A 15,689-nucleotide genomic window follows, 5' to 3' on the forward strand; every position below is an offset into this window, starting at 1 on the left:
TATGTTGTTTATCGGAAAAGATTAATAAAATGCAAGGAAAAAAGCTTAGAACCTTAGCATCTTAGTATCTCAGAACCTTAGATTTATAAACTCGGTAAATCTCCTTTTCCTTTAGTAGGCAAGTTTGTAGATCCCATAAGGAATAAATCTACTTCTCTTGCTGCTTCGCGACCTTCTGAAATAGCCCACACGATTAATGATTGTCCTCTTCTCATATCACCAGCAGTGAAAATGTGAGGCACGTTTGTCTGATAGTTATGCGCTTTGTAATTGCTTCTCATATCAGTTTCGATTCCTAATTGCTCACTTAATGTTTTCTCCGGACCTGTAAATCCAAGAGCTAATAAAGCTAAATCGCAAGGCCAGATTTTCTCAGAACCTTCTTTTTCGATTAATTCAGGACGCTGACCAGGAGTCATTTTCCATTGCACTTCAACAGTTTTTAATCCCGTTAATTCGCCTTTATCGTTAGAAATGAATTCTTTAGTGTTGATCAACCAGTTTCTGTCACAACCTTCTTCGTGAGAAGATGATGTTTTAAGTTGCAACGGCCAGAAAGGCCAAGGAGTTGACTCGCTTCTTCCAACTGGAGGTTTTGGTAAAATCTCAAAGTTAGTTACCGATTTAGCTCCGTGTCTGTTTGAAGTTCCAATACAGTCAGAACCAGTATCTCCACCACCAATAACGATTACATCTTTACCAGTTGCTTTTACTTGATCTGGAATTGATTCTCCGTATAAAACTTTAGTTTGCTGTGTCAAGAAATCCATTGCCTGAACAACGCCTTTGCTTTCGATTCCTTTAGTTGGCAAGCTTCTTCTTTCAGTTGCTCCTCCGCATAAAACGATAGAATCGAATGCGTTTAATTCTTCTACGCTGAAGTTAACTCCAACATTTACATTTGTTTTGAAAGTGATTCCTTCTGCTTCAAGAACAACTACACGACGGTCGATAATTCCTTTTTCTAATTTGAAGTTTGGAATTCCGTAACGTAATAAACCTCCAATTGCGTTGTCTCTTTCAAAAACAGTAACGGTGTGACCCGCTCTGTTTAATTGTTGAGCAGCTGCAAGACCAGCAGGTCCTGAACCAATAACGGCAACTGTTTTACCAGTTCTTGTTTTTGGTGGTTGAGGTTTGATCCATCCTTCAGCAAAACCTCTTTCGATAATGCTTTTTTCGATGTTTTCGATAGAAACTGGATCTTTGATGATTCCTAATACACATGATTTCTCACATGGAGCAGGGCATAAGCGACCTGTAAATTCAGGAAAGTTATTAGTCGATTGTAAAATCTCTAATGCACTCTGCCATTCTTCCTGATGCACCATGTCGTTGAAGTCAGGAATTAAATTTCCTAACGGACAACCACTGTGGCAAAAAGGAATTCCACAGTCCATACATCTTGATCCTTGTTCTTTTAATTTATCTTTTGGTACCGGAATAGTAAATTCGTTGTAGTTAGAAACACGTTCTGCTACTGCTAAATTACTTTCATCGGCTCTGTTATATTCTTTAAATCCGCCTATTTTACCCATGACATTTTAATTAAATCTAAATGATTAAAATTCCAATTCTTAAAATTCCAAATTCCAATTTCATCCTTCGACTTCGCTCAGGAAGACATTGTAGATAAATCTAAAATCTAAAATCTGAATTCTAAAATCATTTATCCCGCTATTAATTCTTCTATTTTTTTCTCTTCTGCAATTCTTTGTAATGCTTTTTTGTAATCAGTTGGCATTACTTTTACGAAGTGCTGCTGTTGGTTTTCCCAGTCTGCTAAAATTCTTTTTGCTAATGGACTGCTGGTGTACAATGAATGATTTTTGATCAGTTTTCTTAGTTTCGTAACGTCCTCTTCTTCCATTGGGTCGAATGCAACCATTTCCATGTTGCAAACTGTAGAATCGAATTTCTTATTTGGATCGTAAACATAAGCCACACCACCGCTCATACCAGCCGCGAAGTTTCTTCCTGTTTTTCCTAAAACTACTACTGTACCACCAGTCATGTACTCGCATCCGTGATCTCCAATTCCTTCAACAACTGCTGTTGCTCCAGAATTTCTCACACAGAAACGCTCTCCGGCCATTCCATTAATATAAGCCTCTCCGGTAATAGCTCCGTAAAGGGCAACGTTTCCAATAATGATATTGTCTTCAGGTTTGAAAGTAGCAGTAGGAGGTACTTTTACAATTAATTTTCCTCCAGAAAGACCTTTTCCTAAATAATCATTACAGTTTCCGTGAATTTTAAATGACAATCCGTTTGTTGCAAAAGCACCAAAACTTTGTCCGGCAGAACCTTCAAAATCAACTAAAATAGTGTCATCAGGTAATCCTTGTGCGCCGTAGATTTTTGAGATTTCGTTACTCAAAATCGCACCTACAGAACGGTCTGTATTTTTAATTTTAAAGGTTACTCTTGTTTTCTCTTTTCTATAGATCGACGGAATTGCTTCTTTGATGATGTCAAAATCCAATACATTTTCAAGTTGGTGATCTTGAGTAGTTGTATTATGATTAGGCTCTGTTTTCGCTTTTTCCGGTTTGTATAGAATTGATGACAAGTCTAAACCATTTGCTTTATAATGTTTGATGGCTTTGTTCACATTTAATTTTTGTGATTGGCCTACCATTTCTTTTAAAGTTCTGAAACCTAACTGCGCCATGATTTCTCTTAACTCTTCAGCAATAAAATACATGAAGTTGATTACGTGCTCTGGAGTTCCTTTGAAATTCTTTCTCAATTCAGGATCCTGAGTTGCAATACCAACTGGGCAGGTATTTAAGTGACAAGCTCTCATCATTATACATCCAGAAGCTACAAGCGGTGCAGTTGCGAAACCGAATTCTTCAGCTCCTAATAAAGCAGCTATCGCCACGTCACGACCTGTTTTTAACTGTCCGTCACACTCAAGAACTACACGGCTTCTTAAATCGTTTAAGATCAAAGTTTGTTGTGCTTCAGCTAAACCAAGTTCCCACGGAATACCTGTGTGCTGTAAAGATGTTAATGGTGCAGCTCCCGTTCCTCCGTCGTAACCAGAAATTAAGATAACGTCAGCTTTTGCTTTGGCAACACCGGCAGCGATGGTTCCAACTCCAACTTCAGAAACTAATTTTACGTTAATACGAGCTTCACGGTTTGCGTTTTTCAAATCGTAAATCAACTGAGATAAATCCTCAATTGAGTAAATATCGTGGTGAGGAGGAGGCGAAATCAAACCTACATAAGGAGTAGAGTTTCTAGTTTCAGCAATCCAAGGCACTACTTTTTCTCCAGGTAACTGTCCACCTTCACCAGGTTTTGCTCCCTGAGCCATTTTAATCTGGATTTCTTTAGCGTTTGTCAAATAGTTGATCGAAACACCAAAACGTCCTGACGCAACTTGTTTGATAGCACTATTTCTAGAATCTCCGTTAATTTCTTTCTGGAAACGTTTTGGATCTTCTCCACCTTCTCCAGAGTTACTTTTTCCGCCAATTCTGTTCATTGCAATCGCTAAATTCTCGTGTGCTTCTCTAGAGATAGATCCGTAAGACATTGCACCCGTTTTGAATTTCTTTACAATTTCTGTCCAAGGCTCTACTTCATCAATAGAAATAGGATCCAAATTATTGAATTCAAATAAACCTCTAATGGTCATTAAGTTTGAGCTTTGCTCGTTAACGGCGTTTGAGTATTCTTTATAACTTTCTGGGCTGTTTAAACGAACCGCTTGTTGTAATTTAGAAATAGTGGTCGGGTTAAACATGTGTTTTTCACCACCACGTCTCCATCTATAAATACCTCCAATTTCAAGAGAAAGCAAACTAGCAACTTTTGAATTTGGGAAAGCTTTTTGGAAACGTTTTTTAACCTCTTTCTCCACTTCCATTAAACCAATACCTTCAATTCTTGATGGAGTGTAAGGGAAGTATTTAGAGGTAAATGTTTTGTTTAAACCTAAAATCTCGAAAATCTGAGCAGCTCTATACGAATGTAAAGTAGAGATACCAATTTTGTTCATGATTTTCACGATTCCTTTTGCAATCGCTTTGTTGTAGTTTACAACAGCATAATCAGCTTTTACTTTTGTGATGAAACCTTTTTCAACTTGATCGTGAATAATTTCATTTACCATGTAAGGGTTGATTGCACTTGCACCGTAACCGAACAATAAAGCAAAATGATGAGGTTCTCTTGGTTCTGCAGATTCGATGATGATTCCGAATTTAGAACGAACTTGTAAAATGTTTAAAGAGTGGTGAATGTAAGAACAAGCCAATAACATTGGAATTGGAGCTAATTCTTCACTTACCCCTCTATCTGATAAGATAATGATGTTACATCCTTCTTCAACCGCTTTAAAAGTTGCCTGAACACATTTTTCAAGAGCTCTTTCTAAACCGTTAACTCCTTTTTCTATTTTATATAAAGTAGAAATAGTAGCCGATTTGAAATCTGGGTGATCGATATTTCTAATTTTATCCAAATCCTCATTAGAAACAACTGGATTCTGGATTTTTAATTTTTTACATTGTTTAGATTCAATTTCGAAAATATTGAAATCTCCACCAATCGCTAAACTAATATCAGTGATGATTTCTTCACGAATACCATCTAAAGGCGGGTTTGTAACCTGAGCAAACAACTGTTTGAAGTAATTGTACAACAACTGCGGCTGATCTGAAAGAACTGCCAAAGGTGTATCATTACCCATAGAGCTAATTGCTTCAGCTCCGTCGCTACCCATTGGGTTAATGATTGTTTTTAAATCTTCAATAGTATAACCAAACAAACGCTGTCTTGTTAAGAAATCTAATTTTTCAACAGGAGTAGGGTTGTTTGTATAAGGAACGCTAGCCAATGGCAATAAGTTTTCATCAACCCATTGTTTGTATGGACGTTTTGTAACGATCGCTTTTTTAACTTCTTCGTCTTCGATGATACGTCCTTCATTCATATCAACTAAGAACATTTTTCCAGGCTCCAAACGTCCGTGCTGAATTACATCTTCTGGATCAATGTCTAATACACCAATTTCAGATGACATAATTACGAATCCGCTTTTCGTTAATGTATAACGAGAAGGACGCAATCCGTTTCTGTCTAGTAAAGCACCAATTACGTTACCATCTGTAAACGGAATAGAAGCAGGACCATCCCAAGGCTCCATGATACAAGCGTTGAACTCGTAGAATGCTTTTTTCTCCTCAGACATTGTCTGGTGTTTTTCCCAAGCTTCAGGAACAACCATCATCATTGCCTCTGGCAATGAACGACCTGTCATTAATAAAAGTTCAATTACCATATCCATAGAAGCAGAATCTGATTTTCCTTCTAAGATAATTGGGAATAGTTTTTTGATATCATCGCCAAAAACTTTGCTTTGCATAAGCTCTTCACGAGCACGCATACGGCTTACGTTTCCACGAAGTGTATTGATCTCACCATTGTGACACATGTATCTAAACGGTTGAGCTAAGTCCCAAGATGGGAATGTATTCGTAGAGAAACGCTGGTGTACAAGTGCTAAACGAGTCACCAAGTCTGGATCTTTCAAATCTATATAATAACGGCTGATGTCTTCTGGCATCAATAGACCTTTATATATTATAGTAGTTGTCGATAAACTAGTAAAATAAAACATGTGGCTTTCAGAAGTTTTTGATCCTCTTACGGCATGTTCAGCAATTTTTCTAGCTGCAAAAAGTTTTGCATTAAATTCTTGTTCAGTTAAATCCTGTCCGTTTTTAGAAACGAAAACTTGTTTAACAGTTGGTTCTTTTTCTGCGGCAATTTCACCTAGATTTTCAACGTCAACGGGTACATCTCTCCAACCTAAAACTTTTAAGTTTTGGTCTTTGATTGTTGCTTCAAAGGCATTGATACAAAAAGAAACTTGGTTTTTGCTTTTTGGTAAAAAAACCATTCCTACTGCATACTCACGCGCTTCTGGGATTTCAAAGTCACAAACTTTCTTAAAAAAATCATGAGGAATGTCGAATAAAATTCCGGCTCCGTCACCAGTTCTTCCATCAGAACTAACGGCACCACGATGTTCTAATTTAATTAAGATGTCTAATGCTTTGTGAATAATATCATTTGACTTAATACCATTCAAATTACAAATAAATCCTGCACCACAATTGTCGTGTTCAAATTCAGGCAGATAAAGCCCTTGTTCTTTAACTCTCATTCTTGATATTTTTTTTACAAAAATAAAGATTTCGTTAAACATAATGTAGTGAATTAGTGCTTTTGCTTTCATTTTTGCTGTAATATTAGAAAAAGCATTCTTAATTATTAATATTATGATATAAAGCATCCCGAATTGCTAAAAATATAATTACTCTTAAAATATATTAGGAAAAATCGTCGGTAGGCCAATAAAACCAATGAATTTTTTGTTAAATATCAAACGTTTTATGCGAATTGTGTTAACATTAACAAATTGTTCCGTTAACGATTTGTTTACTTTGAAAAATTATCAACGCCTAATACCTATATATAACATTTATTTAATTGAAAAAGATTTTACTATTAAGTTGTATTTTGTTACTTTTGTCGCACTTTTATTCTGAAATAAATTCAGAACCAGACAAATTCTATATTATGAACATACACGAATATCAAGGAAAAGAAATTTTAGCGAGTTACGGAGTACGCGTACAACGCGGAATTGTGGCTAACAATGCGGTTGAAGCTGTAGCTGCTGCAAAACAATTAACTGCCGAAACTGGTACAGGATGGCATGTAATAAAAGCGCAAATTCACGCAGGTGGTCGTGGAAAAGGTGGTGGAGTTAAGCTGGCAAAAAACTTACAACAAGTTGAAGAGTTAGCAGAACAAATCATCGGAATGCAGTTGATTACACCTCAGACTCCGCCTGAAGGTAAAAAAGTAAACAAAATATTAGTTGCAGAAGATGTTTACTATCCAGGTGAAAGCGAAACTTCTGAATTTTATGTTTCTGTTTTATTGAATAGAGGTACAGGACGCAACATGATTATGTATTCTACTGAAGGTGGAATGGATATCGAAGAAGTTGCTGAGCATACTCCACACTTAATCTTTACTGAAGAAATCGATCCATCTGTTGGATTACAAGGTTTCCAAGCTAGAAGAATTGCCTTCAACTTAGGTCTTTCTGGAAATGCTTTCAAAGAAATGGTTAAATTCATCGATGCACTTTACAATGCTTACATTGGTTCTGATGCTTCTATGTTTGAAATCAACCCAGTTTTAAAAACTTCTGATAACAAAATCTTAGCTGTTGATGCTAAAGTTAACATCGACGATAACGCTTTATACAGACAACCTAAATATGCTGAAATGAGAGATATCCGTGAGGAGAATCCAATCGAAGTTGAAGCTAAAGAAGTTGGTCTTAACTATGTTGACCTTGACGGTACTGTAGGATGTATGGTAAATGGAGCTGGTCTTGCAATGGCAACTATGGATTTAATTAAATATGCTGGTTTTGAGCCTGCTAACTTCCTTGACGTAGGAGGAACTGCTGATGCAAAACGTGTTGAAACAGCTTTCAGAATTATCTTGAAAGATCCAAACGTAAAAGCTATCTTAATTAACATCTTCGGAGGAATCGTTCGTTGTGACCGTGTTGCTCAAGGTGTTGTTGACGCTTACAAAAACATGGGAGACGCTATTAAAGTGCCAATTATCGTTCGTTTGCAAGGAACAAATGCTGAAATTGCAAAAGAATTAATTGACAACTCTGGTATGCCAATCTTATCTGCAGTTCAATTCCAAGAAGCTGCTGACCAAGTTAAAGCTGCTCTTTCTTAATTAAATAAGAAATCAATTTATATAGAAAATCCCTCCGTGCTTCGGAGGGATTTTTTTTGGAGTCTATTTAACCGCAAAGTTAGCAAGGTTTTTTGCCAAGGACTATGAATACAAACGCAAAGTTCGCAAAGCTGTATGTTGAAAATAGCCACGAATTCACGAATTATTTTCAAAGATTGTAAAAAAATAAAATTCGTGAATTCGTGGCTAAAAAAAACTTTGCGAACTTTGCGTAATTCTTTGCGCTCTTTGCGGTTAAATCATCAAGTTTATTTCAAAACTGTAGATAGTTCTACAAGTTCAAATTCTGGATCATGGGTTATAAATTCTCTTATCAATGCAGCATGACCAGCGCCAACTAAAACCATTATTTTGTTATCTGTGCTTTCAGTTAGTTTCTGAATTAAAGAATACATATATAAATTTCTTTTGTACCAATTTGAAACTAAAGACGGTCCCGTAAAATCATCTGGATTTCCAGCTCTATTTGCTACTTCCAAATACCATTGGATGTTTTTATTTTCGGTTTCTTTTTTATTGTAATGCAGCATGAGTTCTTGTAACGAGCTTTTTGTTATTCTTTCATTATGATCTTTTTCATTTCTTTTTTTCCACTCATTATTTCTTTTCAATAAATCCTGTTGGTTTGCTTTTTCCATTGACATCAGTAAACTGTCATATGGAAAAGAAGTATAGAGATTCATTCCGTATAATTTTTTATGATTCAGTTTTTTAGCCGTACGGAGTGCCAGTTGTGTTATTTCGTTTTTGTTAGTTTTAAAAAGACTGTCGGTGTTTTTATTGTAAAACTTATCTAAATCGGCTTGCTCGTTAAATTCCCATTCTACAAATATTTTATCTGGGCCAAATTTTTTGATTTTGTCACTCATTATTTCGAGTTCTTTTTGGCTTTTCTCAGACAAGATATCAAAACTGTTTAATTGAGCAACGTCAAGACCAGGGTTGGCGTAATGAAATGTTCCAACCAATAGAATCTGCTTTTTCTTAGTTTGAGCAGATGCCATGTTAAATGTTATAAGAGCTAGTAATAGAATAATTTTTTGCATGATTTTTTGTTTTTATGGATAATGTATATCGTAGAGGCACACTGCAGTCTACGCAAAGTTTAATGATGTGGTTAAAAAAATATTATTTCAAAACAGTCGATAATTCTACGATTTCAAATTCTGGATCATGTGCTAGAAATTCTCTTAGCATTGCAGCGTGTCCGGCTCCAAGTAAAACCATGATTTTATTATCTGAGCTTTCGGTTAATTTCTGAACTAAAGAATACATGTATAAGTTTCTTTTGTACCAATTTGAAACTAAAGAAGCACCAGTAAAGTCATCTGGATTTCCAGTTCTGTTTGCTACTTCTAAATACCATTGGATGTTATCTTCATTAGACGCTTTTTCATTGTAGTAAAGCATAAGATCTGTTAAAGAGCTTTTAGCCATTCTTTCGTTATTATCTTTTACAAACATTTCTGTTGACTCCGTGTTTTTTTTCATTAAATCCTTCTGATTTGCTTTTTCCATTGACATCATCAAGCTATCATAAGGAAAACGGGTACGATAATCAATCCCGTACATCTTTTTATGATTCAGTTTTTTAGCAGTACGTAATGCTAATTGAGTAATTTCATTTAGATCTTTTTTAAGTAAACTGTCGGTGTTTTTATTGTAATACTTGTCTAGCTCAGCTTGTTTGCTAAATTTCCATTCTACAAATATTTTGTCTGGACCAAATTTCTTGATTTTGTCACTCATAATTTCGAGCTCTTTTTGGCTTTTATCAGACATTACATTAAAAGTTTTTATTTTGGCAACATCATGACCAGGATTGGCGTAATGAAAAGTTCCAATTAATAAAATTTGTTTTTTCTTAGTTTGAGCAGAAGTTAAGTTTAATGTAATAATTGCGAGTAATAAAATGATTTTGTGCATGACGTTTTGTTTTTAAATTCATGACAAATGTATTCCCTCTTTTGACCTCTATTTTTTGTTTTTGATGAACATAGAATTTCATTTTATAAACACATGAAATTTGCAGTTTAATAATTTCATGTAAAGTTTTTGATAGTTCATCCCTAAAAAAGCATGTTTTAAATAAATGTCATTTTCGATTGCAGGCTTAATTGTATTTTTGAGCTAATTATCATAAAACTATGAAATCAAGAATCCCTTTTTACTATCACATTGTCTTTTTCTTATTATTATTTCTAACGTATATTTTCTGGGATATTGGACTTAATGATCAAAAAATAGAAATTGTAATAAAAGCAATATGTTATGGAATTACGCCAACTCATTTGTTAGCAATATTTTGTATTTACATTCTTAATTTTTATTACTTCTGTGAATGGTTTTTAAACAGGAAGAAATTAGTTTTTTATATTCTGACAATTCCAGTTTCGCTATTGCTTTTTGCGGCTGTTCGCTATTTTTTGCAAGAAGTGGTTATGTTTAATATTACCGGAATGCACAACTACTATGAAGAAGCTAGAGAAATAGGTTATTACATAAAAGACAATTTTTTCTTCGGATTGCCAGCTGTACTTTTAAGCGCACTGACTTTTTTATTTTGGCAGTTTCATACTACGCAACATCAAAATCAGGAATTGCTTCTGGAGAATAAAAAAGCAGAGTTTCAAATGCTGAAAGCACAGGTTAGTCCGCATTTTTTGTTTAATACGCTGAATTCTTTTTATAGCCAGTTGGTTTTAAAAGAAGATGAAATGGCTGATGATATTTTGGTTCTTTCTGATTTACTTCGATATGTTATTACAGAAACAGACAAAGATGAAGCAATACTTTCCAAAGAAATTCAATTCATTCAAAACTATATTCATTTGCAAAAGAAAAGATTTGAAGATCAGTTGTTTTTAGATTTTTCGGTTGAAGGAAATTATTCAAACGAAAAAATCATTTCATCGGCTTTGGTTCATTTTGTTGAGAATGTTTTCAAGCATGGGAAATTTAATAATGAAGAAGAGAAAGCCATTATTTCAATTCGAATAAAGGACGATTTTCTAGAAATTTCAACTTTCAATTATTTCATTGAAGGAGAAAATTATTCTTCAACAGGAATTGGTTTTGATAATTTGACAAAAAGGCTGGAATACACCTATAAAAGCCAATTTATTCTGGAAAAAACAGAAGAAAATAATATCTTTAAAACTTACTTAAAAATACCGCTAAAGAAATAATTTATGACTTTTAAATGCATAATTGTCGACGACGAACCGCCTGCAACGCGAATATTGGAAAATTACATCGGAAAAGTGAATTTTCTGGAGAAGGTTGGCGTTTTTAATGATTCGTTAAAAGCATTAGAATTTCTAAACTCACAATCTGTAGATGTTATTTTTCTAGATATTCAAATGCCTCAATTAACAGGTTTACAGATTTCTAAAATTATTTCTAAAGATATAAAAGTCATTTTTACAACAGCTTATCCAGATTTTGCTTTAGAAGGATTTGAGTTGAATGCAGTCGATTATTTATTAAAACCAATTGCATTCGAACGTTTTTATCAAGCTGTTTCTAAATTAAACTCTGAACCGAAAATAGAAGTTTCGAGCACCAGTAACAGCACTGTACCAGATTTTTTATTTATAAAAACCGATGGAAAAAATAAATTTCAGAAAGTTTTTTTGAACGAAGTTTTGTACGTAGAAAGTTTACAGAATTATGTTTGCATTCATACTGTAAAGCAGCAGATTATTACACATTCGTCATTAAAAAATGTTATTGAATCATTACCAGAAAAAGATTTTATTCAAATACATAAATCGTATGTGGTTTCATTGCAGCATATAGAATCGACAGATAATTTTTCGGTTTTTATAAATGGAAAAGAATTGCCAATTGGAGCTACTTTTAAAGATGCTTTTTTTGATAAAATAGAAGAGAATAAAATTTAATTTTTTTTAACCGCAAAGTGCGCAAGGATTTTTGACTAAGTATTGTAAATACAAACGCAAAGTTCGCAAAGCTTTGTGAATAAAACTTTGCGAACTTTACGTAAATCTTAGCGTTCTTAGCGGTTAAATCCTCAATTACGATTTTTTCTTATTGCCGTTTTTGAAAACCACTTTTTCTACCACAACTGGTTTTCCATTTCCTTTTGGGAATGCTTTCTTTTTAGGTTTTCCAGCTGATGAACCTGACTTTGAAGAACTTTGATCTCCTCTATATTTTTCTGAATCTTTGGGAGTAGCTTTAAATTCTGGTCTTTCTTTAGAAGTTTCCTTCTTCGGAATTTCAGATTTATGTTTTGCTAAAACATCATTAGGATTTTTAGGATTTTCTTTAGTTCCTCTTAGATGAATAACCAATCCGTTTAGGAAGTTTCTTAAAACCTGATCGCCACATTCCATGTAATTTGGATGATCTTCTGCTCTAAAAAAAGCGCCCAATTCTGATTTTGAAATTCTAAAATCTACTAATTCTAAAATTTCAATTATTTGGTCATCACGGAGCATCAAAGCCACGCGAAGTTTTTTAAGTATATCGTTATTCGTCATTGTTTTATTTTTTACAAAGGTAGTTTTTTAAAATGATTAAAATTGAGAATTAAATTCATTTAAAACGCCAACCAATTTATCTAAATCTTCTTTTGTGTGATTTGCGGTTACTACAATGCGATTAAGCGGTTCAGCTTCTTTAGTATATTTAAAACTGGCAATAATTATATTTTCGTTTTTTAATTGGCTAATTAATTCTTTTGGTAATAAGTAAATTAAAGGATAATCTGCATCAAACTTAACGTTCTTATTTTTAATTAAAATAGAATCGATATAACTCAAATTATCTTTCAGTTTTTGATGCTGTATTTTATAAATTTCAGAAGCATCAGAAAGTGTTTGTACAAAAGCGGGATTCATTCCTGCGGCGCTTGTAAAAGTTTCAATTTCTTTTATTTCTTTGATGAATTTCGAATCTGAAGCCATCACTCCGCCTGTTAATCCGAAAGCTTTTCCTAGAGACGAAACCAGGATTTTTCTTTTAATTGGAAAATCAATTGAGGAATAGATTCCAGAACCATTTTTGCCAATAATTCCCAACGAATGTGATTCATCAACAACCAAGGTAATTTCTTTATGATTTGAAATCTGTTTTAAGAAAGATAAATCAACAGGTTTGGTTTGGAAGGAAGGAACGCCATCGGTCAAAATGGTTATTTTTTCTGATTTAGGATCTAATAAGTGCTCATTCAATTTTTCATTTATAAAAACAGGAAAACTATTCTCAATTTGAATAGCCGAATGAATTTCGTTTAAATGATAAAAGCAATCGGTTTGTTTTTTCAATTTTTCTAGAACCAATTTCCCAGCCAACATTCCAGAAGAAACGGTTACAGCATCTTCAGAACCAATATGTTGAATTAAAAAATTTTCGCCAGCAGTATAAGCGCTCAATTTAATATTCGCAGTTCTCGAACTTCCGTAAGTTGTTCCCCATTTTAAAATGTTCTGAACTACTAAATCTTGAAATTTCTTATTTGTTGGAAGTCCCAAATAGGCAGTTCCTCCAAAATACAGATACTGTTTTTGGTCGATTTCAATGATTCGATCTGGAAATTTTTCGACTATCATTTTACAGCAATGTAACTCCTGTTCCGTTAAGATTTGAATAATTGACTACACCGTCTTCAATTGTTACACCAGTTGCAATATCTTCAGACAAAAGCAAGGCGCCATCCATATCAACATAATCCAATTGAGGAAGCAAATGTGCAATAGCAGAAATACCTACAGTAGATTCGGTCATACAGCCCACCATTGTTTTTAAACCTAGTTTTTTGGCTTCTTCGATCATGCGTTTTCCTGGGGTTAGTCCGCCGCATTTTACGAGTTTTACATTTACGCCATGAAAATGGTTAAAACATTTCGCCACATCTTCTTCAATAATACAGCTTTCGTCAGCAATTACAGGAAGGACAGAATGTTTGAAGACTTCTTTGTGGCCTTCCCAATTATCAGCCTTCATTGGCTGTTCTAGAAATTCAACACCCAATTTTTTTAATTCGGCCGCATTATTGATGGTTTCGTCAACCGTCCATCCACAATTGGCATCAATTCTAAAAATGGCATTGGTATGTTTTCTAAGTTCTTTTACAATAGCAATATCTTCCTTTGTTCCCAATTTAATTTTATAAATAGGCCAAGGCAGTTCTTGCATTTTAAAAACCATTTTTTCAATCGTATCAATTCCAATCGTATAATCAGTCAACGGATTATGATCGGTTTTGTAATTCCATAATTCGTATAATTTCTTTCCTTTTTTACGAGCATATAAATCATTATAAGCTAAATCTAAAGCGCATAAAGCAAACATATCCTCTTTTAAATACGGATGAATTTTTGACCAAAAAACTTCTGGAGTTTCATTTTCTGTGTTTTCAATAATCGATCTAATTTTCTCCAAATCAGCGATCATCATTGGAACCGTAATATGATAATATGGATTTGAAGTAGCTTCTCCAAAACCAGAAAAACCATCACTTTGTAATTCTACAATTAAGGAAGGCTGAAAATCTATAGATTCTCTAGAAATCGTAAAAGTGTGTTTTAGTTTTAGATTGTATTCTCTTAAAATTAGTTTCATGGCTAATCCTTGTTTTGTGTTTCTGTTTAAAAAATAGAATTCTAACTCTTTTTGATTGACATTTTTATACCAATGCCTGTTTGTAAATCTGGTGCATTATCTAGATTTAAATCTTCCCGAAGATACACAAAATAAGAAAATCGCTTCGTAGAATAAGTACAAATTGCACTCCATCCTTCTAAATCTTCATACAAATGAGATATGGTCTTTTGCCAGTGCGTATTTATTCTTTGGCCCGTTAGAACAATATAATCCATATCTTTTTTCTTGTTGTAAGAATTCTGGAAATTATAATTGATACCGTATGAAATTCGATTGTTGTTTTTAAGTTTTACTTTGTAATTAATAAGACCTTCAAAACTGCATAAAAAATCTTGATTGCTAAGATTTACACCATCTCCATATTCAAAAATGTGCTGACGTAAAACACCTAAACTTAATCCGAAACTTAGAATATTTTTATCCTTAATGATCATTTTTTTTAAGATAGAAGAAGAAATTCCGAAATCTGAAGCAGGATTATATTTAGAAGTATTAATACCCAGCTGAGCGCCAAAATTTAAGTAAATATGATGTTTTTCATTCATCTCTAATTTAGGGTAATACGTATAATTTATATCAAGCCCGGAAATTAGAAAGTCATTGTTATCCATTGTTAAGACCTTATTATTTTCATCTTTATAAGCTATTCCAGCTTGGTTTATACCATAATGGTATCTAGAAAAAGGATCTTTTCCGCCTGCAATATTGCGATGAAACCATTCGATTGATTCATCTGAAGTAAAAATAGAATACGGATATTTACCTCGATCGAGTGAGTTAGCTCGAAGGCTGAAACTCAATTCGTGATTAACTGTAAGTGGTAAGGTAAAATTAAAGCGATACGATCGAATAACGCCATCGGCTTCAAATTCTTTAATTTTGGATGGCACTTTATCTAAATCAAATGAAAATTCGCGCGTATGCCAAGGTTGGTTTTTAGAAATTTCGCGGTCATTCGGATCAGTTAGTTCGTATGATTTTACATAAGGAAGCACCACGTTTCCGCTTGAAGCTTCAAATGCGAATGAATATTTGTCAGTCGAGCGAACGTTGAAATTGTGGTTTAATCTTGATATATAAATACCAAATGGATGAGTCGAAAGAGTATTAGGTTTTATAATGTCGGATGAATTTTCTAATTCTTCATTCCAAAAATCACTTTTATTTGATTGTGCTGTTGATACGCAGCTAAAAATTAAAAAAACAAAAAAGAGTATGTAATATTTCATTCTAGAATT

At 33.8% G+C, this 15,689-nt stretch carries 11 protein-coding genes; 3 read left to right on the forward strand and 8 right to left on the reverse strand.

All coding sequences use genetic code 11. The annotated features are described in order from the left end of the window. Nucleotides 1-83 precede the first annotated feature (83 nt). Nucleotides 84-1,538 carry a glutamate synthase subunit beta gene (locus tag BSF41_RS20400; protein WP_095931349.1) on the reverse strand — a complete coding sequence of 485 codons (1,455 nt, stop codon included), beginning with the start codon at nucleotides 1,536-1,538 and terminating at the stop codon, nucleotides 84-86. 131 nt (nucleotides 1,539-1,669) lie between these two features. Further along, complete coding sequence (gene gltB, locus BSF41_RS20405; protein ID WP_095931439.1) at nucleotides 1,670-6,187, reverse strand: glutamate synthase large subunit; 4,518 nt, start codon at nucleotides 6,185-6,187, stop codon at nucleotides 1,670-1,672. A 416-nt stretch (nucleotides 6,188-6,603) separates the two neighbouring features. Here gltB and sucC point away from each other — a divergent pair, with 416 nt between their 5' ends. Next, the gene (gene sucC / locus BSF41_RS20410) at nucleotides 6,604-7,797 is read left to right on the forward strand and encodes an ADP-forming succinate--CoA ligase subunit beta (protein ID WP_095931350.1); all 1,194 of its coding nucleotides are present in this window, start codon (nucleotides 6,604-6,606) and stop codon (nucleotides 7,795-7,797) included. A gap of 269 nt (nucleotides 7,798-8,066) precedes the next feature. On the opposite strand, the gene BSF41_RS20415 is transcribed toward sucC, so the two are convergent. Together BSF41_RS20415 and BSF41_RS20420 are read right to left on the reverse strand one after the other, a co-directional pair. Beyond that, the gene (locus BSF41_RS20415; protein WP_095931351.1) at nucleotides 8,067-8,864 is read right to left on the reverse strand and encodes a DUF5694 domain-containing protein; all 798 of its coding nucleotides are present in this window, start codon (nucleotides 8,862-8,864) and stop codon (nucleotides 8,067-8,069) included. An 82-nt stretch (nucleotides 8,865-8,946) separates the two neighbouring features. Beyond that, the gene (locus tag BSF41_RS20420; protein WP_095931352.1) at nucleotides 8,947-9,744 is read right to left on the reverse strand and encodes a DUF5694 domain-containing protein; all 798 of its coding nucleotides are present in this window, start codon (nucleotides 9,742-9,744) and stop codon (nucleotides 8,947-8,949) included. Nucleotides 9,745-9,965: 221 nt separating this feature from the next. Here BSF41_RS20420 and BSF41_RS20425 point away from each other — a divergent pair, with 221 nt between their 5' ends. Together BSF41_RS20425 and BSF41_RS20430 are read left to right on the forward strand one after the other, a co-directional pair. Beyond that, nucleotides 9,966-11,006, forward strand: coding sequence for a sensor histidine kinase (locus tag BSF41_RS20425; RefSeq protein WP_095931353.1), 1,041 nt, complete (start codon nucleotides 9,966-9,968; stop codon nucleotides 11,004-11,006). Between the two features lie 3 nt (nucleotides 11,007-11,009). Next, nucleotides 11,010-11,723, forward strand: a complete 714-nt coding sequence (locus BSF41_RS20430) for a LytTR family DNA-binding domain-containing protein (RefSeq protein ID WP_095931354.1) — start codon at nucleotides 11,010-11,012, stop codon at nucleotides 11,721-11,723. 135 nt (nucleotides 11,724-11,858) lie between these two features. Here the strand turns inward: BSF41_RS20430 and BSF41_RS20435 are convergent, their stop codons facing one another. From BSF41_RS20435 to BSF41_RS20450, 4 genes are read right to left on the reverse strand one after another with little or no spacing between them, the layout of a single operon-like run. Then, nucleotides 11,859-12,326 (reverse strand): DUF1456 family protein, encoded by a 468-nt coding sequence (locus BSF41_RS20435; RefSeq protein WP_095931355.1) that lies wholly within the window; start codon nucleotides 12,324-12,326, stop codon nucleotides 11,859-11,861. A 36-nt stretch (nucleotides 12,327-12,362) separates the two neighbouring features. Then, entirely contained in the window at nucleotides 12,363-13,397 is a 1,035-nt protein-coding gene (locus tag BSF41_RS20440) for an aminotransferase class I/II-fold pyridoxal phosphate-dependent enzyme (RefSeq protein WP_095931356.1), read from the reverse strand. A gap of 1 nt (nucleotide 13,398) precedes the next feature. After that, the gene (locus BSF41_RS20445; protein ID WP_095931357.1) at nucleotides 13,399-14,409 is read right to left on the reverse strand and encodes a dipeptide epimerase; all 1,011 of its coding nucleotides are present in this window, start codon (nucleotides 14,407-14,409) and stop codon (nucleotides 13,399-13,401) included. A gap of 41 nt (nucleotides 14,410-14,450) precedes the next feature. Then, complete coding sequence (locus BSF41_RS20450) at nucleotides 14,451-15,680, reverse strand: hypothetical protein (protein ID WP_095931358.1); 1,230 nt, start codon at nucleotides 15,678-15,680, stop codon at nucleotides 14,451-14,453. Nucleotides 15,681-15,689 lie beyond the last annotated feature (9 nt).

It is taken from the genome of Flavobacterium sp. ACN2 (assembly GCF_002303885.1).
Classification (GTDB): Bacteria; Bacteroidota; Bacteroidia; order Flavobacteriales; family Flavobacteriaceae; genus Flavobacterium.